Source organism: Serratia proteamaculans, assembly GCF_946227095.1.
GTDB lineage: Bacteria > Pseudomonadota > Gammaproteobacteria > Enterobacterales > Enterobacteriaceae > Serratia > Serratia proteamaculans_E.
In genome coordinates this window covers 62,604-85,566 of the sequence record NZ_CAMISV010000008.1, presented here as the reverse complement: position 1 = coordinate 85,566, position 22,963 = coordinate 62,604, and the positions used below count along the sequence as shown (strand labels likewise).

The following is a 22,963-nucleotide window of genomic DNA, read 5'->3' as shown; positions in this document are numbered from 1 at the left end:
AAATTGCGGCAAAAAACGCGCTACCACGACTGTTAACCATCATCACAGAAAGGCACTATTAATCGGCTGTGGCCCAAGGCCTGGCCGGAAATATCTTTGCGTGCCAGAGTGCTGATTGTCTGGCAAGCTGTGGTCACAATTCAATCACCCGTTCGCCCTGCCATCCGGGGCCATTAACAAGGGATCCCCGCATGTTGCACCCGCGCGCCAATGCCATGTTGGCTTTCGCTCTGCCCGCTCTCGTTATCGGTTCGGCTTCAAGCCTGGTGCTCATTCTGGTGATGAAATTCGCCGATGCACTGCAGCGGCTGCTGTGGGTGAATATTCCTGCCGTTATGAATATCGACACCCATTCGCCCTGGTGGTTGATCGGCATTCTGACGCTGACCGGCGTCGGCGTCGGGTTAATTATCCGCTATATGCCCGGCCATGCGGGGCCAGACCCGGCGACGGAATCGCTGATCGGCATGCCTCTGCCCTTATCGGCGGTGCCCGGTCTTGCGCTGGCGCTGATCGTGGGTCTGGTGGGTGGCGTCAGCCTGGGGCCTGAAAACCCGATCACCGCCATCAATATCGCGTTGGTGGTGGCAATCGGCTCACGTCTGCTGCCGAGAGTCCCGCGCATGGACTGGATTATTCTGGCCGCAGCCGGCACCATCGGCGCACTGTTCGGCACTCCGGTTGCCGCTGCGCTGATCTTTTCACAAACTCTGGCGGGCAATAATGATGTGCCGCTGTGGGATCGGCTGTTTGCCCCGCTGATGGCAGCAGCAGCCGGTGCGGTCACCACCCAACTCTTTTTCACCCCGAACTTTACCCTGCAGCTTGATGCCTATGGCGTTACCCGGCTGACGGATATTTTCAGTGGATCCATCGTCGCGCTGATCGCCATCGCGCTGGGCATGGTGGCGCTGTGGAGTTTTCCGCATATCCATCGCCTGTTCCATTCGATCAAGAACCCAGTATTGATGCTGGGACTGGGCGGCTTTGTGCTCGGGCTATTGGCATTAATCGGCGGCGAGATCACCCTGTTTAAAGGGCTGGATGAAATGAAGCGGCTGGCGATCGGCGAGAATTTTTCGGTCACGGAACTGCTGTTGATCACGCTGACCAAGCTGGCGGCACTGGTGATTGCTGCCGCCAGCGGTTTTCGTGGTGGACGCATCTTCCCGGCAGTGTTTGTCGGGGTGGCGCTGGGCCTGATGCTGCATCAGCATGTCCCGGCGGTGCCGGCGGCCATTACCGTTTCCTGCGCCATTATGGGGTTGGTGTTGGTGGTCACTCGTGACGGTTGGCTCAGCCTGTTTATGGCCGTTGCGGTGGTGCCGGAGTTGCACCTGCTACCGGTGCTGTGTGTGGTGATGCTGCCCGCCTGGCTGGTTCTGGCGGGCAAACCGCTGATGCTGGTGGGTAAGCTCCAACCGCCGCACGACGATTAGGCTAGCGAGTATTCTGCTGCTGCGCGCGCATGGATAGCGGTGGTGTCAAATACCGGCACTGACGCATCCTGCGCGCCAACCAGCAGACCAATCTCGGTGCAGCCGAAAATAATCCCCTGAGTGCCCTCCTGTTCCAGATTGCCGATAATGCGGCGATACTCATCGCGCGACGCATCACGGATTTTCCCCAAGCACAGCTCTTCATAAATAATGCGGTGCACAATATCGCGATCGGCCGCCACCGGGGTGACCACCTCAATGCCATACTTTTCCTGCAGTCGCCCACGATAGAACTCTTGTTCCATGGTAAAACGCGTGCCAAGCAGCCCGACGCGGCGAATATCCTGCTGACGCACCTGCAACGCCGTAGCGTCGGCGATATGGATCAACGGTAAGCCGCTGGCCTGTTCAACCGCATCAGCTACCTTGTGCATGGTGTTGGTACAAATGACGATAGCCTGTGCCCCCGCAGCACGCAGTGAGGCCGCCGCGGCAGCCAGCAGTTGCCCCGCCCCCTGCCAATCGCCCTGATGCTGCAAGCGTTCCACCTCGTGGAAATCGACGCTGTAGAGCACGATTTTGGCCGAATGCAGGCCGCCAAGTCGCTCCTTAACCTGTTCATTGATCATGCGGTAATAAGGAATGGTCGATTCCCAGCTCATGCCGCCCAGCAGGCCCAACACTTTCATCGTTTGCTCCTCAGTCATTGCTGCAATTATCCGACATTACCTGAGAATCGCAGGGATGACGACGCCTTATTTAGCGGAAGAGTTGACCGGCTGACGAGCCTCAAACCAACGCTGACGCAGCGTATCGTACGCCCAGTTATAGAACATGGTGTACGGCAGGAAGAACAGGAAGAAGCCGATCTCCAGCATAAACGCCTGTACTAAAGAAATGCTCAGCATCCAGGCGGCAATGGGCACGCCGATCAACACAAAACCGGCCTCAAAGCCCAGGGCATGAAACACCCGCACCTTAAGATTACGCACCACGCGGCCCACCGGCCACAGGCGGTCAAAAACGGTGTTATAAACCATGTTCCATACCATGGCGACGGTGGACAACATCACCGCCAACGCACCGACCTGTACCATCGAACGGTTCAACAACCACGCGCCCAAAGGGGCGCAGACCATCACGGCAATGGTTTCGAAACCGACGGCGTGGACGATACGTTCAACGAAAGACTTGTTTTGCAGTTGCATACATCACCTGTTTTTACTGTTGTGGCTAATAAACTCAGGTGATTATCATCGATTTTTTGGGTAGATTAAAAATAGGTTCCATCGATAAATTAGATACATCATGCGCTATTCTCCCGAAGCCCTACAGGCGTTTGTTGAGGCCGCCGCCCTCGGTTCTTTCTCAGCCGCCGCGCGCAAGCTGCGCAAAAGCCAGTCCACTGTCAGTACCGCGATCGCCAATCTGGAAGCCGATCTCGGGCTGATCCTGTTTGATCGCCAGGCGCGTCAGCCGGTTTTAACCGCCGCTGGCCACAAAGTGCTGGGCCATGTGCAGGACATTCTCACGGCCAGCGAACGACTCGACGCGCTGAGTATTCGGCTGGCAGACAATATAGAACCCCGCCTGACCATCGTTTTTTCCGATACCTACCAGCCCACCCACCACGATCGCCTGATGCAGCACTTTGAACAACGCTATCAGGATATAGAACTGGAGTGCATGATCGCCGAGGACGGCGACGTGCTGGATCTGTTGCAAAGTGGCCGTGCACATCTGGGTATGGTGGAGGTGCAGGCCAGTTATCCGCCGGATATCGGCTTTGCACGGCTGCCGGAACAGACGGAGATGGGGCTGTTCGTCACCCACTCGCACCCGCTGGCGCAGACGCCTTCCCCCACGCCGGAACAACTGTCCAGCACCCGCCAACTCTATCTGAACACCTACACCGGCACCGGTGCGTCCCGTCCTCAGGGCCGGGTCTGGTCGGCACCCAGTTACCTGATGCTGCTGGAAATGGCCGAGCAAGGGGTCGGTTGGGCCACACTGCCGAACTGGCTGGTGCGGCAATATGGCCATGACAAATTAACCGAACTTAAGCCACGCGGATGGCCAAAGCTGATTTCAGTGGATGCGGTATGGTCGAAACTGACCCCGCCGGGGCCGGCGGGGTATTGGTTGCTGGAACGTCTGCTGGAGAACGCGACGGATCAGGCCGCCGCATTACGTGACTGAATGGCGCGCGAGACGGTATCCAGCAGTTCGGGAATATCCATCTTCGGCAGCACCACTTCCACAAAAGCCAGTTGCGGGCTGTCGCCGACTTCTCTCAGCGCCTGGCGCAACTGTTCCGGTTCAGTAACCCGCAGCGTTTTCACCTGATGTTCGCCAGCTAACGCCTGCGGCAACTGCGTCCAATTCCACTGGGCGATGTCGTTGTAACGCTGTTGCGGGCCGTGGATAGCCCGCTCAACGGTATAACCTTCATTATTGAGCAGGAAGATCACCGGTTTCAGCCCGTCGCGTAGCATCGAGCCCAGCTCCTGCGCGGTGAGCTGTGCCGAACCGTCGCCGATCAACAGCACCACCCGCCGGTCCGGCTCCGCCGTCTGGGCACCGAATGCCGCTGGCAGGGTATAACCGATAGACCCCCACAACGACTGGACGATAAACCGGCAGCCCTGCGGCAGGCTAAGCGCCGCAGCACCAAAACAGGCCGTGCCCTGCTCGGCGATCACAATGTCGCCCGGCCGCAGAAAGTCCTGCATCTGTTGCCAAAAACCGTGCTGATCCAAACCACTGCCGTTCGGATCCGGCAATACCGGACGTTTAATCGCCGGCAATTGCCATTGTTTTACCAGCGTCAGCGTCAACTGGTGCAACGCAATGACTGCGTCTCGCATTGGGATCTGGCTGAAGACTTGCTGCCCTACCCGTGCTTCAAACGGCTGAATATCAATGCATTTCTCCGCGGGCAGATGATGAGTGAAGCCCGCGGTAATGGTATCGGTAAAACGCACGCCGACGTTAATGACGACATCGGCTCCCTCAATCAGTTGCTTCACCTGCGGATCGCTGGCCGCACCGGCATAGGTGCCGGTAAAACAGGCATGGGTTTCATCCAATACGCTCTTGCCAAGCAACAGGGTTGAATGCGGCATATCGACCTCATTCATCCACTGTGCCAGCACCTTTTCAGCCCCAAAACGTTCAGCCAGAAAGTCCGCCAACAGGGAAACCCGCTTGGCCGGCAGCAGCATTTCCCGCGCGGCCATGATAAAGGCTTGCAGTGATACCTGAGAACAATGGGCCTGTCGCAGCATCAGCGGTGCCGGTCGGGATGCCAGCGATGCTTCTGCCACCTCACTGGGCAACAGCAGATAAACCGGACGATGCTCAAACAACGCGATGGTGAGCAGCCGATCAATTTCTGCCTCGGCGTTGTCGGCGGTGAGGCTGGCCTGCGCGACGGTGACCTCTTTCGCCATGCGGGCAAAGTGGCCGAAATCGCCATCGCCCAGAGAATGGTGCAATAAATCGCCTGCCTGCTGGGCACGTAATGTAGGGGCACCCACTACGTGGATCACCGGCAAGTATTCAGCGTAACTCCCGGCAATGCCATTGACCGCGCTCAGTTCACCCACGCCAAAAGTGGTCAGTAAAGCGGCAGCCGGTTTACAGCGTGCATAACCATCTGCGGCATAGGCGGCATTCAGTTCATTAGCACAGCCGACCCAGGTGATCTGCGGATGAGCGATGACATGATCGAGAAACTGCAGGTTGTAGTCCCCGGGCACACCAAAGAAATGCCGGATACCGATCTGAGCCAAACGATCGAGTAGGTAATCAGCCACCCTATAGGTCTTATTCATGATCATCACCTGCCAACAGTTGAGATTGTCAGTTTTAAGTATCGAAGATGTGGTATGAATTTCGAGCATTGTGTTTAAAAAGTGATTGGCAACCCAGCGTTACATCGATGCACCCTTGGCGGGCATGAGGCATACCTCATAAGTAGTATTTATAACGTTATGGCGATTAAGCGTGATCGGTGACTCTGACAACCGCCATGGAAACGCATACACTAGAATTCATTCCACCTCTGCTGAAAAGGGTTCCTATGCTCTACCAGGCTGATTCTTCGCGCTATCAAAGTATGGAATACCGCCGCTGCGGCCGTAGCGGCCTGAAACTGCCGGCGATTTCACTCGGCTTATGGCATAACTTTGGCGACACCACGTTGTATGACAATGCGCGCAAGCTGATCCACTGCGCGTTCGATCGCGGTATTACCCACTTCGATCTGGCCAACAACTATGGCCCGCCTCCCGGTTCCGCCGAGGAAAACTTTGGCCGTATTCTTAACGCGGATCTGAAGCCCTGGCGTGATGAACTGATCATCTCCTCGAAAGCCGGTTACACCATGTGGCCTGGCCCTTACGGCGACTGGGGATCGAAAAAGTATCTGGTCGCCAGCCTGGATCAAAGCCTGCAGCGCATGGGGCTGGAGTATGTGGACATCTTCTATCACCATCGCCCGGATCCGGATACGCCGCTGGAAGAAACCATGGGCGCGCTGGATTTGCTGGTGCGTCAGGGCAAGGCACTGTACGTCGGGCTATCAAACTACCCGGCCGACCGTGCACGCGAAGCGTTTCGCATTCTGCAAAAGCTCGGCACGCCTTGCGTGATCCATCAGCCCAAATACTCGATGTTCGAACGCTGGGTTGAACCCGAGTTACTGGATACGCTGGAAGAGCACGGGGTAGGTTCTATTGCCTTCTCACCACTGGCCGGCGGTCTGTTGACCGATCGCTATCTGCATGGTATTCCACAAGATTCACGCGCTGCCAGCGGCAGTCAGTTCCTGCAGCCCGGTCAGCTCACCGACGATAAGTTGGATAAAGTGCGTCGGCTCAATACGCTGGCGCAACAGCGCGGGCAAAAGCTGTCGCAAATGGCGCTAGCCTGGGTATTACGCGGCGATCGCGTCACGTCAGTACTGATTGGTGCCAGCAAGACCAGCCAGATTGAAGACGCGGTGGGCATGTTGGCTAACCGCAGCTTCAACGATGACGAAGTTGACCAGATCGAACAGATATTAGTGTAATCGATTACAATGATCGCCGGATCCCACACCGGCGATCGTCTCTCTGCGCCAGACAAATCTTAAATCAGCTGCCCCACACCGCTTTTCAGAATCCCTCTAAGATTCAAGCCTATCCCCACAGGCTAAGATGCCGCTATTGCAGGTAAAACTATAAGGCTGTTTTATAAACTGATGAACGCGCTTCATTACTTATAGAACCGGCCAACCCGCTGCGGCGGAAAGGAGAATTCATGTTTAAACCTCTGTTATTGGCCGCCCTGTTGGTGGTGTCAACGGTGCCTGTCATGCAGCAAGCCCAGGCGGACGGCCTCAGTATCGATCTGATGCCGGGCGTGTCATTACGTATCGGTGAGCAAGACAACCGTGGCCGTTACTGGGACGGTTATGACTGGCGTGACCGCGACTGGTGGCAGGGCCATCAGGGTCGCTACCTGGGCGATCGCAACCGCCGGGGTTACAACTGGGACGGTTATCGCTGGCGCGACAACGACTACTGGCGCAAAAATTATTACTATCATGAAGGCCGCTATCGCAAATACGATAAGCACTACTACAAGCATCATGATAAACACCACTGGAAAGATCGTCGTCATGATGACCGCGATCACGGTCACCGTGGTCATGGCGACCACGACGACTGACAGCAAAAGGCCGGCATCATGCCGGCCTTTCATTTAACAGGTGATCACAGCACGCTGCTGACCAGCAAATAACCGTTCAGCCCCACTACTACCACCACGATCAGCTTACCCATCGTCTGTATGGTACGGCTGTTCACCATCTCCCCCATCAACTCACGATTGCCAGTGAACGAGAGCAATGGCACCAGTGCCAGGGCAATCCCGAAACTCAGCAATACCTGACTCAGTACAAGAATGCGCGTAGCGTCCATCCCCAGCATAATCACGATAAATGACGGCAGCATGGTGACCACGCGGCGTACCCACAGCGGAATGTAAAAACGCACGAATCCCTGCATCACCACCTGCCCCGCCAGCGTGCCCACCACGGTAGAAGACAGCCCGGCAGCCACCAGGCTCAGCCCGAAAATGGTCGCTGCAGCCTGCCCCAGCAAAGGTTGCAGCGTCAGATAGGCCTGGTCGAGATCGGTGACGCCACTATGGCCATTAAAATGGAAGGCGGCGGCAGCGGTGGCCATCATCGCCAGATTAACAAACCCGGCGATAGTCATGGCAATGGCAACATCGAACTTGGTAGCGGCATAGCGATCGGCCTTTGAATTCTCGCCAGCGGCCTGGGTTAACGACGAATGCAGATAAATCACGTGCGGCATAATGGTAGCGCCCAACACGCCCGCGGCCAGAAACACCGCATCGCCATTCGGCAAGTCCGGCAGCGCCATGCCTGTTAACAACGGCCCCAACTGCGGCTGGGAGAACACCAGTTCCACCATATAAGCCAGAGCGACAAACAGCAGCAGGCTGCCAATCACCCATTCCAGCGGCTTTTGCCCGCGTTTTTGCAGCATCAGGATCAGGAAGGTGGCAATACCGGTCAGGATCGCCCCTTCCAGCAGCGTTACGCCCAACAGCAGTTTGAAACCGATAGCCGCACCAATAAACTCGGCCAGATCGGTCGCCATCGCAATGATTTCCGCCTGCACCCAATAGGCCCACACCGCTGGGCGTGGGAAACGATCGCGAATGTGCTCCGCCAGGTTTTTACCGGTGGCAATGCCAAGCTTGGCGGACAACAACTGGATCAGCATCGCCATCACATTGGCCCACACCACCACCCACAGCAGGGTATAACCAAAAGAAGCCCCGGACTGGATGTTGGTGGCGAAATTGCCGGGGTCGATATAGCCGATAGCCGCGATAAATGCGGGCCCCATCAGGGAGAGTTTGATCTTTCTGGATGGGCGCTGGGTGGTCTCTACCACGCGACTGTTCAGCATGCTCTGAACCCTTACTTCTATTAAGCCTGAGGTTATTTTATGTAAATGATAATAATTATCAAGTGCATTTGGAGTGGTAATACTTATCTCTGCGATAGCGAAAAGCCACGGGTTTAACGAAAGGTCCAGCGGGTAAATGAACATTTTCCGTACTCTGCCGAAGCCAATTCAGAGCACAATGCGTCTTATAATCGGATTAGCGCAGGAATAGGAATTTCATATGGCTTCATTAAGCTCTTGATTTTTTATGCTTTACCGTACTAATTTAAGACATATCCCACTATGATTTTCCATATTTGCAATAGACCTCTCGTTTTTAAACGTGGCGTTACATAAAATGACATCCGAAATTCAGCCTGCCTCAAGTTTGGAGCAAACATGTCCCATATTGCGCACTTTGCGTTGGCGTTAGTGGTGGTTGCGGTTCTGGCACTGTTAGTGTGCCGCGATCGTAAAAGCATCCGCATTCGCTACGTTATACAACTGTTGGTTATTGAAGTACTGCTGGCCTATTTCTTCCTGCATTCGGAAGCGGGTTTAGGCTTTGTAAAAGGATTCGCAGCGCTGTTTGACAAGCTGCTCGGGTTTGCTGGGCAAGGGACTGAATTTGTATTCGGCGGTATGGGTGATAAAGGTCTGGCCTTCTTCTTCCTGAAGGTACTGTGCCCGATCGTCTTCATCTCTGCGCTGATCGGTATTCTGCAATACATTAAAGTACTGCCGTTTATCATCCGCATTATTGGTACCGTGCTGTCAAAAGTAAACGGTATGGGCAAGCTGGAATCCTTCAACGCCGTCAGCTCGCTGATCCTGGGCCAGTCTGAAAACTTCATTGCCTATAAAGATATTCTGGGCAAGATGTCAGAAAAGCGCATGTACACCATGGCGGCAACCGCGATGTCTACGGTTTCCATGTCCATCGTCGGTGCTTACATGACCATGCTGGATGCCAAGTTTGTGGTCGCCGCACTGGTACTGAACATGTTCAGCACCTTTATCGTGCTGTCATTGGTCAACCCGTATGACACCAGTAAAGAAGAAGAACTGCATCTGGGCAATCTGCACGAAGGCCAGAGCTTCTTCGAAATGCTGGGTGAATACATTCTGGCTGGTTTTAAAGTAGCTATTATCGTTGCTGCGATGCTGATTGGCTTTATCGCCCTGATCGCCGCGCTCAACGGCCTGTTCAGCGCCATCTTCGGCCTGAGCTTCCAGGAAATCCTGGGCTACTTCTTCTATCCATTCGCCTGGATTATGGGTATTCCTAAGCACGAAGCGTTGCAGGTAGGCAGCATCATGGCGACCAAACTGGTTTCCAACGAATTCGTGGCGATGATGGAACTGCAGAAAATCTCTGCTGAACTCTCTCCTCGCAGCATGGGGATCCTGTCGGTGTTCCTGGTTTCCTTCGCCAACTTCTCTTCCATCGGTATCGTTGCCGGTGCGATTAAAGGGCTGAACGAGCATCAGGGCAACGTGGTGTCCCGCTTTGGTCTGAAGCTGGTATACGGTTCTACGCTGGTCAGCATCCTGTCTGCGTCCATCGCAGGCCTGGTTCTGGGCTAAGCCGAAACCTCAGTGAGACAAAGGTCGCTTCGGCGGCCTTTTTTAATGCCTGTAATTCGGTGCCCGGGATGGAGGAGGAAAGACAGAAAGCAAAAAGCCGACCCTGAGGTCGGCTTTTTAAATGGTGGTGGAGCTAGACGGGATCGAACCGTCGACCTCTTGCATGCCATGCAAGCGCTCTCCCAGCTGAGCTATAGCCCCACAAAAGTGGTACGCTTTAACCGGCGTTACGGTATTCCCCAACCCTTCTGAGATAAAGGTTGGTGGAGCTAGACGGGATCGAACCGTCGACCTCTTGCATGCCATGCAAGCGCTCTCCCAGCTGAGCTATAGCCCCAATCCACAATCACAAAATCCTGTGAACGGGGCGCATAATATGAAACCCACTCAAAGCTGTCAACGGCTAAATTGCATTCCTGCATCAAGCGCTGAAAAAGCCGCCAAATCAGCGCGTTTGCTGCTAAAAATTGAGCGTTAGGGCCAAAACTATTACCTCGGCTACCTCGGCGCTACATATTACGCCCATCGGCACAGCGCGCTAAAAATCAGCCCTAAAATAGTCGATACAAAAAAAGCCCCGGGATTGCTCCACGGGGCTTTTTCATTCACAGGCTGGGAAACTATCAGCCTTAAGCTTCACGCCCGGCAATGAAAGCCAGCGCCAGGTCGATACGCTGCAGAGAACGTTTCTGACCGATAGCATGAACGGTAACATCCATACCCGGTGACTGACCGGCACCGGTCACCGCTACGCGCAGCGGCATGCCGACCTTGCCCATACCTACACCCAGCTCATCAGCCGTGCCCTGAATGGCGTCATGCACGTTTTCCGGCGTCCAGGCAGTGATAGCAGCCAGTTTGGCACGTACGGCTTCCAGCGGCTGGCGTGCAACAGGACGCAAGTGTTTCTTGGCAGCATCAGCGTCGAACTCGCTGAAGTCTTCGTAGAAGTAACGGCAAGACTCGGCCATTTCCTTCAGCGTTTTACAGCGCTCGCCCAGCAGCTTAACAATATCTTTCAGCTCAGGACCGTTGCGGGTTTCAATACCCAGTTGCTCAACATGCCACGCCAGGTGCACCGCCACTTCTTCGGCCGGCATATGGTTAATGTAGTGGTGGTTCAGCCACTGCAGCTTCTCGGTATTGAAGGCGCTGGCAGATTTGTTGATCGCTTCCAGAGTAAAGAACTCTTTCATCTCATCAATAGAGAAGATTTCCTGATCGCCATGGGACCAACCCAGACGCACCAGATAGTTCAGCAGCGCCTGCGGCAAATAGCCGTCGTCACGATACTGCATTACGCCTACCGCACCGTGACGTTTCGACAGTTTTTTGCCATCGTCACCGAGGATCATCGAAACGTGTGCGTATTCCGGTACTGGCGCGCCCAGCGCTTTCAGAATGTTGATCTGACGCGGGGTGTTATTGATGTGGTCTTCGCCACGGATCACGTGGGTGATTTCCATATCCCAGTCATCCACCACTACGCAGAAGTTATAGGTCGGTGAACCGTCGGTACGGCGAATGATCAGGTCATCCAGCTCCTGGTTGCTGAATTCGATCGGGCCACGGATCTTGTCATCGAAGATAACCGAGCCTTCCTGCGGGTTACGGAAACGCACCACGTAGGGTTCGTCGTCGGTATGGCTGCACTGGCTGTCGCGGCAATGACCGTCGTAACGTGGTTTTTCACCGTTTTCCATCTGCGTTTCACGCAGCGCTTCCAGACGTTCTTTCGAGCAATAGCATTTATAGGCGGTATTCTGCACCAGCATGTCGTCAATCACCGCGTTATAGCGGTCAAAACGCTTGGTCTGGAAGTACGGGCCTTCGTTCCAATCCAGGTTTAACCAGTTCATGCCATCCATAATTGCGTCAATAGCGTCCTGGGTTGAACGTTCCAGATCGGTATCTTCGATACGCAGAACGAACTCACCGCCCATATGGCGGGTAAACAACCAGGAGTAAAGCGCAGTACGGGCGCCACCGACGTGAAGATAGCCGGTTGGGCTCGGTGCAAAACGGGTTTTGATTTTCATTGGGTTCACTGCCTTATTACGCAACGCGTGTCGGCGGTTGCCGACGATTGCTCGGAATTTAAAAAAGTGGGCAACATTGTACCACCACGCGCTAATTCCTCAACGCTGACACGATATTGCTGCACCTGATTTCGTTATCTCTGCGGCAGGTTTCGCATAACAATGTGCAAAGATCCGTCATTGCGGGCGATAAATATCGCATCCTGTTTAAATTTGCGGCGAACGATTGAAATCATTTTAAAAACCGTTGACTCACTTTCAACTATCCCTATAATGCGACTCCAACAAGACGGGGCGATTAGCTCAGTTGGTAGAGCATCTCCTTTACACGGAGGGGGTCGGCGGTTCGAGCCCGTCATCGCCCACCATCTTGTTGAGCAGTAAAGCAGTAAGAAATGAGAAGAATGAGGGTGATTAGCTCAGTTGGTAGAGCATCTCCTTTACACGGAGGGGGTCGGCGGTTCGAGCCCGTCATCACCCACCACTCATTCTCTTGTTTAGCAGTACCCGGAAGTTCTGAAGTGGGTGATTAGCTCAGTTGGTAGAGCATCTCCTTTACACGGAGGGGGTCGGCGGTTCGAGCCCGTCATCACCCACCACTTCTGCGGGTCGTTAGCTCAGTTGGTAGAGCAGTTGACTTTTAATCAATTGGTCGCAGGTTCGAATCCCGCACGACCCACCACTACAGAAAAAAGCGCCTTTGGGCGCTTTTTTCGCATCTGTAGCACAGCAATCCTTATCACCGCTATAACTCCCCCTAACGTCTCCCATAAAAAAGGCGCTGCAAGCAGCACCTCATAATTAGCAAACCAGCAAAAGAGCTTAACCCGTAGGGGACGAACATGTTCGTCCCGACTTAACCCATTAGTTATACCAAGGGACGCAGCATGCAGCGCCCCTACGATTAAACAGCAAAGCGCCTGCAGCTTGAAGTATGACGGGTATATCAGGCCGCCAGCGTCGCTCCACCATCAATCACAATATCCTGCATAGTGATATGGCTGGCGCGATCGGAAGCCAGGAACAAAATGGCATCGGCAATTTCTTGCGGTTGAGCAATTTTGCCCAACGGAATGCCCAATTTGAACTGTTCCGGGAAACCGTTAATGGTGTTTTGCTCGCCGGTTTCATCCTGCCACATGCCGCGCTGCATCGGCGTATTGGTCGAGCCCGGCGAAACCAGGTTGCTGCGCACGCCGTAAGGGGCCATTTCCAGCCCCACGGTTTGGCACAGGCTGCGTAATGCCGCCTTGGAGGCACAGTAGGCCGCCATGCCGACGCGCGGTACATGGGCGGCATTAGACGCCACACTGACAATCGCACCGCGTCGTTGGCGGCGAAATACCGGTAAGGCATGGCGGAACATATTGAATGCCCCACCGGCATTGACCGCCAGACAGGCCAGCCAGTCTGCGGTGCTGGTTTCATCCGCCAGCCCCATGCGCAGAATACCAGCGCCGTTGACCAGCACGTCCAAATCCCCCTGCTCCGCCAGCAAACGCCCGCACACGCGGTCTACTGCGTCACTGTCAGCGATATCCAGCACTTCGGTGCGGAATGCATATTCCGGCTCACCAAAGTGCTTATCAAAGCCAACCACTTTGGCACCAGCCTGCACAAACGCCAGTGCCGTTGTCAGACCAATCCCGGCACCTGCACCAGTCACCCAGACTCGCTTACCGGCGAACTCGCCCTGTTGTCCCATCAGGCTTTCCCCTCTGACAACAGCGCCCACCAGCCATCGATGGTTGGGTTCTTGGCCAGCGCGATAAAATCGATATCGCCGCGAATCTTGCGCCAGCGTGCCGCCAACTCCATGATGCGTACCGAATCCAGACCGTAGTCGATCAGGTTCTCATCGTCGCCCATGTCTTCGCTGTCTTCATCGAGGAAAGGCATGATTTGCTGACGCAGCGCAGCCTTGCTGGCAATGCCCGGCAACAGCTCGGCGGTGGTCACCACGCGACCGCAACGGCCGGCGGTATAACGTAATGCCATCAGATGCTCTTCACGGGAGAAATCAGCCAGGCCGTCGGCCACCATGAACGGCTGAATATTGCGCATAAAGGCATCGATCGCCGTAGTCATACAGCCGATATGCGCGTAGACGCCACAGATGATCAGCTGATCGCGCCCCGACTCCTGCAGAATTTCCTGCAGCGGTGAGCGGTGGAAAGCACTGTAACGCCATTTCACCAGTACGGTATCGTCTGCTTCCGGTGCCAGGGCAGCAACCACCGCTTGCTGCTCCGGGTGCTTATTCAGGCCTGGGCCCCACATGTCATTCAACAAGGCGCGATCTTCATCGCTCTGCTGATTAGGCTGCGCGGTGTAAAACACCGGGATCCCCTGGGATTTGCAGTAACGGCGCAGGTTGGCGATGTTTTCCACCACCTGTTTGATCAGCGGGCTGTCTTCACCCCAGAAATTCAGGAAATACTGCTGCATATCGTGGATCAACAGTGCGGCGCGCTGCGGTTCCACCTTCCAGCTCACTTTGTTGGTCGGCAGTTCAGCCTGAGTAGGCAACGCGTAATCATTAAGTTTTGGAATGGCCATGACTTATTCTCCCTGGACCAGAGTCAGTTGTTGCGCCTCCAGGCGTTGGCGCAACAGTTTTTTATCCACTTTGCCAACCGGGGTGAGCGGCAGCGTATCAACCTGTATAAAGCGATCGGGTAATTTGAATTCGGCCACGCCCTCGGCGCGCAAATGGCGGCGCAGCACCACCGGTTTCAACCCGCTGGTCGCGATAATATAGGCGCAGCTTTTTTCGCCCATCAGTTCGTCCGGCATCGAAACCAACGCCGCGTTGATCACTTCCGGGTGACGTAACAGCAGGTTTTCGATCTCCTCGGCGGCGATCTTCTCCCCACCGCGGTTGATCTGATCTTTCTGACGACCTTCAACCTTCACATAACCGTCCTCGGTCAGGCTGATCAGGTCACCGGAGCAGTAGAAACCTTCGTCATCAAAGGCGGCAGCATTGTGCTCTGGGCTTTGATAATAGCCGCGGAAGGTATAAGGGCCACGGGTCATCAGACGTCCGGTTTCGCCCACCGGCAGCGGGTTGCCTTCATCATCGGCCACCCACAGCTCGTCATCCGGCGACATCGGGCAGCCCTGGGTAGTCAGAATATGCTGGTCGTCATCGTCCAGTCGGGTGTAGTTCACCAGGCCTTCCGCCATGCCGAACACCTGCTGCAACTGGCAGCCAATCTCGGCCGGAATACGTGCAGCCAGGGTTTCTCCCAGCTTGGCACCGCCCACCTGCAGCAGCTTAAGGCTGGCCAGTTGCTGGCAACCGCCCCACTCTTCAATCGCCTGCAACCACAGCGTGACCGCCGGTGGCACCAGCGCCGTCACGTTAATCTGATGCTGCTCGATCAAACGGAAACATTGTCCGGCATCCGGATCGCTGGCAAACACCACCAGCCCGGCACCATAGAACACGCCCAGGATGCCCGGGGAGCTCATCGGATAGTTGTGGGCCACCGGCAGCGCGCACAGATAGCGGGTATCGACATCGAAATGACAAATTTCCACGCTACGGCGAATGCTGTAGTAGTAATCATTGTGGGTACGCGGGATCAGCTTTGGCGTGCCGGTGCTGCCACCGGAAAGCTGGAAAAACGCCACCTGATCGGCCGGGGTTGGCGTCGCGACAAAATCACCGCTGTCCTCTTCCAGCCAGGCCGTCAGCGACTGTTCGCCCTCGGCCTGATTACGCAGTGCCACCACGCGCAGTGAAGGATGCTCAGCGTGAAAAGCCGTCAGAAATTCATCGTTGCCAAACAAGCCATGCTGGCGATCGGCAATCAGCAACGCTGGTTTGATCTGTACGGCGTAGGCGTTCAGCTCGTTGCGTTGATGGCTAAACAGCGCATTCACCGGCACCACGCCAATTTTCAGCAGCGCAAAAAAGGTCACATAGAATTCGACTACGTTGCCCAACTGCACCAACGCAGTATCACCGCTTTGGATGCCGCGACGCTGCAGGGCGGCGGCCAGCCGATCGGAAAGCTGATTAAGCCGGCGGTAGCTCAGGCTGCGTTCTGGGTCGATCAGCGCGATGGCGTCATTTTTGGCCTGGCGAGTGATGATGTCGATCAACGGCCGATCGGTCCAATATCCACGTTCGCGATAGCGACGGGCCAAGGCCTCAGGCCAGGGGGTAAAAGCAATACTCATGGGAATGTCTATCCTTGGTTCAGGCCAAACGCCCGCGAAATGGTACTGAGTTTGGTGCCGGTTTCATGCCATTCGGATTCCGGCGAAGAGTCTTGCACGATGCCGGCTCCGGCGAACAGTCGCACCTGATTGCCCTGCACCGTGCCGCAACGGATGGTCACTACCCACTCGCCGTTGCCTTCGGCGTCACACCAGCCGACGATGCCGCCAAACAGGCCGCGATCGAAAGGTTCCAACTGCTTAATCACCTGATGTGCCAACGCGGTCGGCGTCCCACACAGCGCCGGCGTCGGGTGTAACAGGCAGGCCAGCGACAGCGCATTTTCAGCGCGGCTGGCGGCTTCACCGTCGATAGGGGTCGACAGGTGCCAGAGCGTGGTGGTGCTCAATAATTCAGGAACGGTGGGAATATTCAGATAACGGCAGCGATCGGCCAGCACCTGACGCATCCCTTCGGTGACAAACTGGTGCTCATAGCGATCTTTTTCTGACACCAATAACTGCTGGCTGACTTCCAGATCCCGCTGCGGATCGGCATCACGGCGGGCAGAGCCGGCCAGCGGGTTGGAGTAAAACTGCGCGCCGGATTTGCGTAGCAGCAATTCCGGGCTGGCCCCCAGCAGTGCCCCCTGTTCCAGCGGGACATGAAAGTGGAAACCATGAGGATTCTGGGCGATGATACGCGCCATCAACGCCTGGCGGTCTACCGGCTCGCGGGTTTCAATCTCCAGCAAGCGCGACAGCACCACTTTATCCAACTGGTCGCCACGGGTCGCTTCCACCGCATCCGCCACCATCTGCATAAAGGGTTGCTGGGCAGGCACTTCATTTTGGCGAGTAATTTCCGGCAGGGCGTCCTGCGGTGAAGTTACGCCAGCCAAATAGGCATCGCGCTCAAACCACTGGGTTTGCTGGGGAATAAACAGCGCGGAGGGCTGATGAGTGTCAAACGGGATCGCACCACACAGTATTGGGTTTTTCACCCCCGCCAGTTTGGCCTCGGCAAAAGCATGCTGTACCGCCTGCTGGAACTCGCCGTTAAGCTGGTCCCCGTCCTGGGCTGGCAGCGTGATTTTGGCGAAGCAGCCTTGAGTACTCAGGCTACGGAAAGGAGAGGTAAAGAAAAAGCCGGAGGTCGGCGACACGCCTGCAGCAGACTGTTCGCTATCCTTGCTTTGCGGCTTCTTCTGCCCGGAACTCTTTACTGTAACGCTCATCGGTACCCCCTTTCGTATCATGAACAATAACCGGTATAATAATGATTATCATTTGTATTGAATCGCGTTAAATTACCCTCGTGAATATGCTATGTCAATAAATGTAAACAGTTCTTCCATTCATAATCGTGATATAAAACCAGCAGTTTTAATTATATAAATGATAAGTATTACTATTTAACTTCTAAGGAATGCTTTATGAAGAAGAACCCGATCTTCAGCCTGGTGCTGTTTGGCCTGATGGTCATCGGTACTGCCCATGCCGCAGACGCCGGTTGGCCGCGCAAAATTGAAACTTCACACGGCGTGGTGACACTCAGTCAGCCCCCTGCGCGTATCGTTTCCACCAGCGTCACCGTCACCGGTACCCTGCTGGCGATCGACGCCCCGGTGATCGCCAGTGGCGCCACCACGCCCGGCAACCGTCTGGCGGATTCACAGGGCTTCTTCCATCAATGGGGCGCTATCGCGGCACAGCGCGGCGTCAAGCGTCTGTATATCGGCGAACCCAACGCAGAAACCATTGCCGGCGAAGCCCCCGATCTGATCATCATCTCGGCCACCGGTGCCGATTCCGCCCTGCGCCTGTACGATCAGCTCTCCGCCATTGCCCCGGTGCTGGTGGTCAATTACGACGACAAAAGCTGGCAGGCGCTGGCGACCGAACTGGGTCAGGCTACCGGGCATGAAGTTCAGGCACAGAAAGTCGTCAGTGATTTCGATGCACGTGAAAAATCACTGAAGCAGCGTATGAAACTGCCGGAACAACCGATTTCTGCCCTGGTCTTCAACGCCGATGGCAAATCCGCCAACCTGTGGACCGCCGCTTCTTCCCAGGGGCAGATGCTCAAGCAGTTGGGTTTTACCCTGGCACCGCTACCGGCCAAGCTGAACAACAGCCGCAGCATGGGGATGCGTAAGGACATTATTCAACTGAGCGGTGAAAACCTGGCGGAAGGCCTGAACGGTCAGACGCTGATGCTGTTCGCCAACAACGACAGCGATGTCCAGCGGCTGATGGCCAATCCTTTCCTGGCGGACCTGCCGTCGGTGCAGCACAAGCGGGTTTACGCACTGGGGAGTAACACCTTCCGACTGGATTACTACAGCGCCAGCAACCTGCTGACGCTGTTGGAAAAACAGTTTATTTCTCAGTAGATTCTGCGGCGGGCTGGAGATCGTTTTCTTGCCCGCCACGGCCCACCTGACGCAAACCGCGCATCGCAAAAGCCAACACCACACCGAGTAGCGCCACGCCAAAACCAAAACTGGTTGAAGTCATCGCCGGCAGCATAAACGCCCCCATGGCCCCCAGCAGCAGCGCGCCCAAGGCGTCACCCACCACGTTTTGCGCCGTCCACAGGCCATTGATACGTCCGAGAAACGCATCCGGCGTCAGGTTCTGGATCAACCCGTACTGCAGCAGTGAATTCAGTGCGCTCAGATAACCGAAGACCACCAGGAAAAACAGCGCCAGACCGTACCACGGCATCAAACCGAACAGGCCGATAGCGACAAAAGCACCAATCGCCGTCATCAGCATCATCCAGCCCGGCCGCGCCACGTGGGCCACCCGACCACTGGTAAAGGCGCCAATCGCCGCACCCAGCGGCACGGCGGAATACATAAAGCCCAGTTGCGCCGCACTGACCTGCCACATGCCGGACATCGCCGGATATAGCACCCGCACCGCACTGGCCATGGTCAACAGCGCGCCAATCAGCGCCACCATGCCAATCACCCGGTTACGGAACAGGAACCCAAAGCCACCGGCCAGCGCACGTAGCGGATGCTCACGCGGCTGTGGAGGCGGCAACAACTGCGGCAGGCGCAGCAGCGGGATCAGCGTCAGCAAGGTGCCAAACGCCGCCAGACCGTAGTTCCAGGCCACGCCGGCGTTGGCGATCACCAGCCCCCCGATCGCCGGGGAGAGGATCGAGCCAAAACGCACCGTCAGCATGCTGATGGCCCCGGCCTGCACGATATTTTCGCGCCCCACCAGTGCCGGTGTGGCCGCCAACAGCGCCGTGACGCCAACCGCACCGAAGAAGCCGTCCCAGACGGCCAGCAGGTAAATCAGCGTTAATGAAGGAGCAGGCAAAGCGGCGTTCAGGCACAGACCGACAAAACCAATACCGCAGGTGGAACGGGCGAATAAAATCAGGCGACGGCGCTCGTAACGATCGGCCAGCACGCCCCCCATCAACAAACCGGCAAACATGCCGCTGCCCGCCAGCGTCACGGACAAACCAACCAGCAACGTCGACCCGGTCAAGGCCTGGATCTGCACCGGGATCGCAATGGCCATCAACCCCAGCGCTAAAATGGAAATAAAACGCGCGCAAAAAACGGCACGAAACGCGCCATTGGTCTTAAGCAGGCCAAAATCAAGCAAAATAGAGGGCTTACTCATGAGCTTTCTCACCACAACTAAAGAAAAAGGGGCAGCGTCTGTGCTGCAATAGCGAAGGGACTCATGGTACCATAGATGAAAGCAATCAATAATGATAATAAAACTCATTTATATTCAATTAAATAATGGATTGGTATGTTACGGATTTCACACCCTGGCACACAGCCCGTTCCTGCCCCCCGGGAGCGTCTTATTGGCGGCACTCCCCGCTCATTTCGCCGCAGGCTGTTTGGCCTGCTGATTGCCTTTTGTGCATTGCTGATCGTGATGTTGCTCAGCCTGTCACTTGGCGCTAAATCAATTCCCTTCGACACGGTTATCCAGGCGCTGAACGGCCAGTGCAGCGGTGCAGACTGCACTATCATTACCAACGCCAGGCTGCCACGTACGCTGGTGGGCGTGCTGGCCGGTATCGCACTGGGCCTGTCCGGCGTACTGATGCAAACCCTCACCCGCAACCCCCTCGCCGATCCGGGCATTCTCGGGGTTAATGCCGGTGCGGGCTTTGCCGTGGTACTGGGGATCACCTTCTTTGGTGCTGCCGACGTCAGCCAATATCTGTGGTTTGCCTTTGCCGGTGCGATGTTCGCTGCGCTGCTGGTGGCTCTGATCGGCGCTCTGGGCGGCAGCAGCCTTAACCCGGTGCGCCTGACGCTGGCCGGTGTCGCGCTGGCCGCGGTGCTGGAGGGCATGACCTCCGGGATTTCCCTGCTGAACCCACTGGTGTTCGATCAGCTCCGTTTTTGGCAGGCCGGTTCGCTGGATATTCAAAATATGCAGGTGGTGCGTACCGTCGCCCTGCCAATCCTGCTGGGTACGCTGATTACCCTGTGGATGAGCAAATCGCTGAACAGCCTGAGCATGGGCAATGAATTGGCCACCGCGCTGGGCACCGGTATCGTGCGTACCCAATTGCTGGGTCTGCTGGCGATTACCTTGCTGTGTGGCGGTGCCACTGCCGCCGTCGGCCCGATTGCCTTTGTCGGTCTGATGATGCCGCACATCGCCCGGCGGCTGGCCGGTTCCGAGCTGCACTGGATGCTGCCATGGACGCTGGTATTGACCCCGATTTTGCTGCTGAGCGCCGATCTGATCGGCCGCTTCCTGGTGGCCGGTGAACTGCGCGTTTCCATCGTCACCGCCCTGATTGGCGCACCGCTGCTGATCATGCTGGTGCGGCAACGCCATATGTTCAGGAGGCAGCGCTAATGTCGATGTCCGCGGCCCGCCTGATGGCCAACCACAAAATGCGCGCCCTTTCGCGTCCGGCGCTGACTGCGCTGCTACTGTTGCTGGCCGTGCTGGCGCTGGCGATTTACGCTCTGGGTTCCGGTGCTCTGTCACTGACCGCCGCGCAGGTGATCGACGCCTTGCGCGGTGAAGGCCCGGCCAACCTGGCGGTGATCGTCACCCAATGGCGCTTGCCACGCGTGGTGATGGCGCTGCTGCTGGGGGCGGCACTGGGCATCAGCGGTGCCATTTTCCAGTCGATACTGCGCAACCCGCTCGGCAGTCCGGATGTGATTGGCTTTAATACCGGCGCTTACAGCGGCGTACTGGTGGCCATAGTGCTGTTTAACGGCGGCGTTTTCGGCATCACTTCCGGCGCGCTGATCGGGGGTCTGTTGACCGCCGCGCTGATTTATCTGCTGGCCTGGCGCAACGGCGTCGAGTCTTTCCGTTTGATTATCGTCGGCATTGCCGTCCGCGCCCTGCTGGTGGCGGGGAATACCTGGCTGATCATCAGTGCCTCACTGGAATCCGCCATGACCGCCGGACTGTGGAGCGCCGGTTCACTCAACGGCGTGAACTGGGCGAAAAGCCTGCCGGTACTGGCGGTGTTCGCGCTGTGCTGCCTGCTGTTGCTGACGCTGTCCCGCCGCATGCGGCTGCTGGAGATGGGTGATGATACCGCCTGCGCACTCGGCGTACCGGTGGAACGCTCGCGCGTTATGCTGCTGCTGATCGGCGTGATGCTGACGGCCGCCGCGACCGCCGTGGCAGGGCCAATCTCCTTTATTGCGCTGGTGGCTCCGCAGATTGCGCGACGCCTGTGCGCCAACCGCAGCGTCCTGCTGCTGACCGCCTTGATCGGTGCCCTGTTGTTGTTGCTCGCCGATGTCGCTGCACAGCGCCTGTTTATGCCATATCAGTTGCCGGTCGGGGTGTTGACCGTCAGCCTGGGCGGCATTTATCTGATTTGGCTATTAATCCGTGAGTCACAAAAAAAATGAATGCTGAACCCCTGCAGCCCGCGCCGTTGCGCGCAGAACATCTGACGCTCGGCTACGACAAAAAAATTGTCGCCAGCGACCTGTCCGTCTCTATCCCGCACGGCGAACTGACGGTGATTATCGGGCCGAACGCCTGCGGTAAATCGACCCTGCTACGTACTCTCAGCCGCCTGATGCAACCGCAGGCCGGCGCAGTCTGGCTGAACGGTAAACAAATCAGCGAATACGCCACCAAAGAGGTGGCGCGCCAGTTGGGGTTATTGCCACAGAGCTCGACCGCTCCGGGTGATATCACCGTGTTTGATCTGGTGGCCCGTGGTCGCTATCCGCATCAGCGCCTGTTCAGTCGCTGGAGTGAGGAGGATCAACAGGCGGTAGACCAGGCAATGCGCTCTACCGGCGTCTTCGAGCTGGCCGAACAGTCGGTCGATACGCTCTCTGGCGGACAACGTCAGCGAGTGTGGATTGCGATGGTGCTGGCGCAGCAAACGCCACTGCTGCTGCTGGATGAGCCGACCACCTGGCTGGATATCACCCACCAGATTGACCTGCTGGAACTGATGCGTCAGTTAAACCGTGAAAACGGCCATACGTTGGTGGTGGTGCTGCACGATCTCAACCATGCCTGCCGCTACGCCACGCATCTGATTGCCATGCGCAATGGCAAGGTGGTAGCCGAAGGCGCCCCGAAGGACATTGTGACCGCAGAACTGATCGAAGAGGTGTACGGCCTGCGCTGCATGATCATTGACGATCCGGTCTCGCACACGCCGTTGGTGGTACCGCTGGGTAAGTCATAGATATTGTAGGGGCCCAGCATGCTGGGCCCGCATTAATCGGGGCGAATGTATTCGCCCCCTACCGTCACTGGG

19 protein-coding genes and 6 tRNA genes are annotated in these 22,963 nt (G+C 56.5%); 13 read left to right on the top strand and 12 right to left on the bottom strand.

The genetic code is table 11. From position 1 onward, the window contains the following. Nucleotides 1-191 precede the first annotated feature (191 nt). Nucleotides 192-1,439: an ion channel protein gene (locus OC597_RS16840; RefSeq protein ID WP_262209669.1), complete on the top strand. Its 1,248-nt coding sequence runs from the start codon at nt 192-194 to the stop codon at nt 1,437-1,439. Here the strand turns inward: OC597_RS16840 and OC597_RS16835 are convergent. After that, entirely contained in the window at nt 1,436-2,128 is a 693-nt protein-coding gene (locus OC597_RS16835; protein ID WP_262209667.1) for an aspartate/glutamate racemase family protein, read from the bottom strand. The two genes, OC597_RS16840 and OC597_RS16835, sit on opposite strands and share 4 nt — an antisense overlap. 66 nt (nt 2,129-2,194) lie before the next feature. Further along, nucleotides 2,195-2,647: a multidrug/biocide efflux PACE transporter gene (locus OC597_RS16830; RefSeq protein ID WP_261258382.1), complete on the bottom strand. Its 453-nt coding sequence runs from the start codon at nt 2,645-2,647 to the stop codon at nt 2,195-2,197. A gap of 100 nt (nt 2,648-2,747) precedes the next feature. On the opposite strand from OC597_RS16830, the gene OC597_RS16825 reads away from it, so the two are divergent. After that, nucleotides 2,748-3,638 carry a LysR family transcriptional regulator gene (locus OC597_RS16825; RefSeq protein WP_085117953.1) on the top strand — a complete coding sequence of 297 codons (891 nt, stop codon included), beginning with the start codon at nt 2,748-2,750 and terminating at the stop codon, nt 3,636-3,638. Here the strand turns inward: OC597_RS16825 and OC597_RS16820 are convergent. Next, nucleotides 3,614-5,275, bottom strand: coding sequence for an alpha-keto acid decarboxylase family protein (locus OC597_RS16820; protein WP_262209664.1), 1,662 nt, complete (start codon nt 5,273-5,275; stop codon nt 3,614-3,616). The genes OC597_RS16825 and OC597_RS16820 overlap by 25 nt on opposite strands. A 248-nt stretch (nt 5,276-5,523) precedes the next feature. Between OC597_RS16820 and mgrA the strand changes: the two genes are divergently transcribed. Continuing rightward, nucleotides 5,524-6,513 carry an L-glyceraldehyde 3-phosphate reductase gene (mgrA, locus tag OC597_RS16815; protein ID WP_262209662.1) on the top strand — a complete coding sequence of 330 codons (990 nt, stop codon included), beginning with the start codon at nt 5,524-5,526 and terminating at the stop codon, nt 6,511-6,513. Nucleotides 6,514-6,743: 230 nt separating this feature from the next. Further along, complete coding sequence (locus OC597_RS16810) at nt 6,744-7,154, top strand: DUF2502 domain-containing protein (protein ID WP_085117959.1); 411 nt, start codon at nt 6,744-6,746, stop codon at nt 7,152-7,154. A gap of 44 nt (nt 7,155-7,198) precedes the next feature. Here OC597_RS16810 and OC597_RS16805 read toward each other — a convergent pair whose 3' ends face one another. Beyond that, the gene (locus tag OC597_RS16805) at nt 7,199-8,431 is read right to left on the bottom strand and encodes an Nramp family divalent metal transporter (protein WP_261425353.1); all 1,233 of its coding nucleotides are present in this window, start codon (nt 8,429-8,431) and stop codon (nt 7,199-7,201) included. A 378-nt stretch (nt 8,432-8,809) separates the two neighbouring features. On the opposite strand from OC597_RS16805, the gene OC597_RS16800 reads away from it, so the two are divergent. Continuing rightward, complete coding sequence (locus OC597_RS16800; protein ID WP_099063669.1) at nt 8,810-9,997, top strand: NupC/NupG family nucleoside CNT transporter; 1,188 nt, start codon at nt 8,810-8,812, stop codon at nt 9,995-9,997. A gap of 125 nt (nt 9,998-10,122) precedes the next feature. On the opposite strand, the gene OC597_RS16795 is transcribed toward OC597_RS16800, so the two are convergent. From OC597_RS16795 to gltX, 3 genes are all read right to left on the bottom strand, one after another. Then, a tRNA-Ala gene (locus OC597_RS16795) sits at nt 10,123-10,198 on the bottom strand. Nucleotides 10,199-10,258: 60 nt separating this feature from the next. Beyond that, nucleotides 10,259-10,334: transfer RNA gene (locus tag OC597_RS16790), tRNA-Ala, on the bottom strand. Between the two features lie 292 nt (nt 10,335-10,626). Next, on the bottom strand, nt 10,627-12,036 hold the full coding sequence (gene gltX / locus OC597_RS16785) for a glutamate--tRNA ligase (protein WP_099063667.1): 1,410 nt from the start codon (nt 12,034-12,036) through the stop codon (nt 10,627-10,629). A 292-nt stretch (nt 12,037-12,328) separates the two neighbouring features. On the opposite strand from gltX, the gene OC597_RS16780 reads away from it, so the two are divergent. The 4 genes from OC597_RS16780 (at nt 12,329) to OC597_RS16765 (ending at nt 12,718) form a co-directional block, all read left to right on the top strand. Further along, a tRNA-Val gene (locus OC597_RS16780) sits at nt 12,329-12,404 on the top strand. 40 nt (nt 12,405-12,444) lie between these two features. After that, nucleotides 12,445-12,520: transfer RNA gene (locus OC597_RS16775), tRNA-Val, on the top strand. Between the two features lie 39 nt (nt 12,521-12,559). Next, nucleotides 12,560-12,635, top strand: a tRNA-Val gene (locus tag OC597_RS16770). 7 nt (nt 12,636-12,642) lie between these two features. Beyond that, nucleotides 12,643-12,718, top strand: a tRNA-Lys gene (locus OC597_RS16765). 264 nt (nt 12,719-12,982) lie between these two features. Here the strand turns inward: OC597_RS16765 and dhbA are convergent. From dhbA to OC597_RS16745, 4 genes are read right to left on the bottom strand one after another with little or no spacing between them, the layout of a single operon-like run. Continuing rightward, on the bottom strand, nt 12,983-13,741 hold the full coding sequence (gene dhbA, locus OC597_RS16760; RefSeq protein WP_262209658.1) for a 2,3-dihydro-2,3-dihydroxybenzoate dehydrogenase: 759 nt from the start codon (nt 13,739-13,741) through the stop codon (nt 12,983-12,985). Further along, nucleotides 13,741-14,595 carry an isochorismatase gene (locus OC597_RS16755; RefSeq protein WP_099063664.1) on the bottom strand — a complete coding sequence of 285 codons (855 nt, stop codon included), beginning with the start codon at nt 14,593-14,595 and terminating at the stop codon, nt 13,741-13,743. The genes dhbA and OC597_RS16755 overlap by 1 nt, the downstream gene beginning before the upstream one ends. A 3-nt stretch (nt 14,596-14,598) precedes the next feature. Beyond that, a complete protein-coding gene (locus OC597_RS16750) occupies nt 14,599-16,227 on the bottom strand; it encodes a (2,3-dihydroxybenzoyl)adenylate synthase (protein WP_262209656.1) in 1,629 nt (542 codons plus the stop codon). An 8-nt stretch (nt 16,228-16,235) separates the two neighbouring features. Then, the gene (locus OC597_RS16745) at nt 16,236-17,444 is read right to left on the bottom strand and encodes an isochorismate synthase (protein ID WP_261258398.1); all 1,209 of its coding nucleotides are present in this window, start codon (nt 17,442-17,444) and stop codon (nt 16,236-16,238) included. Between the two features lie 198 nt (nt 17,445-17,642). On the opposite strand from OC597_RS16745, the gene fepB reads away from it, so the two are divergent. Further along, complete coding sequence (gene fepB / locus OC597_RS16740) at nt 17,643-18,602, top strand: Fe2+-enterobactin ABC transporter substrate-binding protein (protein WP_262209653.1); 960 nt, start codon at nt 17,643-17,645, stop codon at nt 18,600-18,602. On the opposite strand, the gene entS is transcribed toward fepB, so the two are convergent. After that, on the bottom strand, nt 18,589-19,857 hold the full coding sequence (gene entS / locus OC597_RS16735) for an enterobactin transporter EntS (protein ID WP_261258402.1): 1,269 nt from the start codon (nt 19,855-19,857) through the stop codon (nt 18,589-18,591). The genes fepB and entS overlap by 14 nt on opposite strands. Before the next feature lie 135 nt (nt 19,858-19,992). On the opposite strand from entS, the gene fepD reads away from it, so the two are divergent. From fepD to OC597_RS16720, 3 genes are read left to right on the top strand one after another with little or no spacing between them, the layout of a single operon-like run. After that, on the top strand, nt 19,993-21,066 hold the full coding sequence (gene fepD / locus OC597_RS16730) for a Fe(3+)-siderophore ABC transporter permease (protein ID WP_261258404.1): 1,074 nt from the start codon (nt 19,993-19,995) through the stop codon (nt 21,064-21,066). Next, nucleotides 21,066-22,091: an iron-enterobactin ABC transporter permease gene (gene fepG / locus OC597_RS16725; protein WP_261258406.1), complete on the top strand. Its 1,026-nt coding sequence runs from the start codon at nt 21,066-21,068 to the stop codon at nt 22,089-22,091. Before fepD ends, fepG begins: the two co-directional genes overlap by 1 nt. After that, nucleotides 22,088-22,891, top strand: a complete 804-nt coding sequence (locus OC597_RS16720; protein WP_262209652.1) for an ATP-binding cassette domain-containing protein — start codon at nt 22,088-22,090, stop codon at nt 22,889-22,891. The genes fepG and OC597_RS16720 overlap by 4 nt, the downstream gene beginning before the upstream one ends. Nucleotides 22,892-22,963 lie beyond the last annotated feature (72 nt).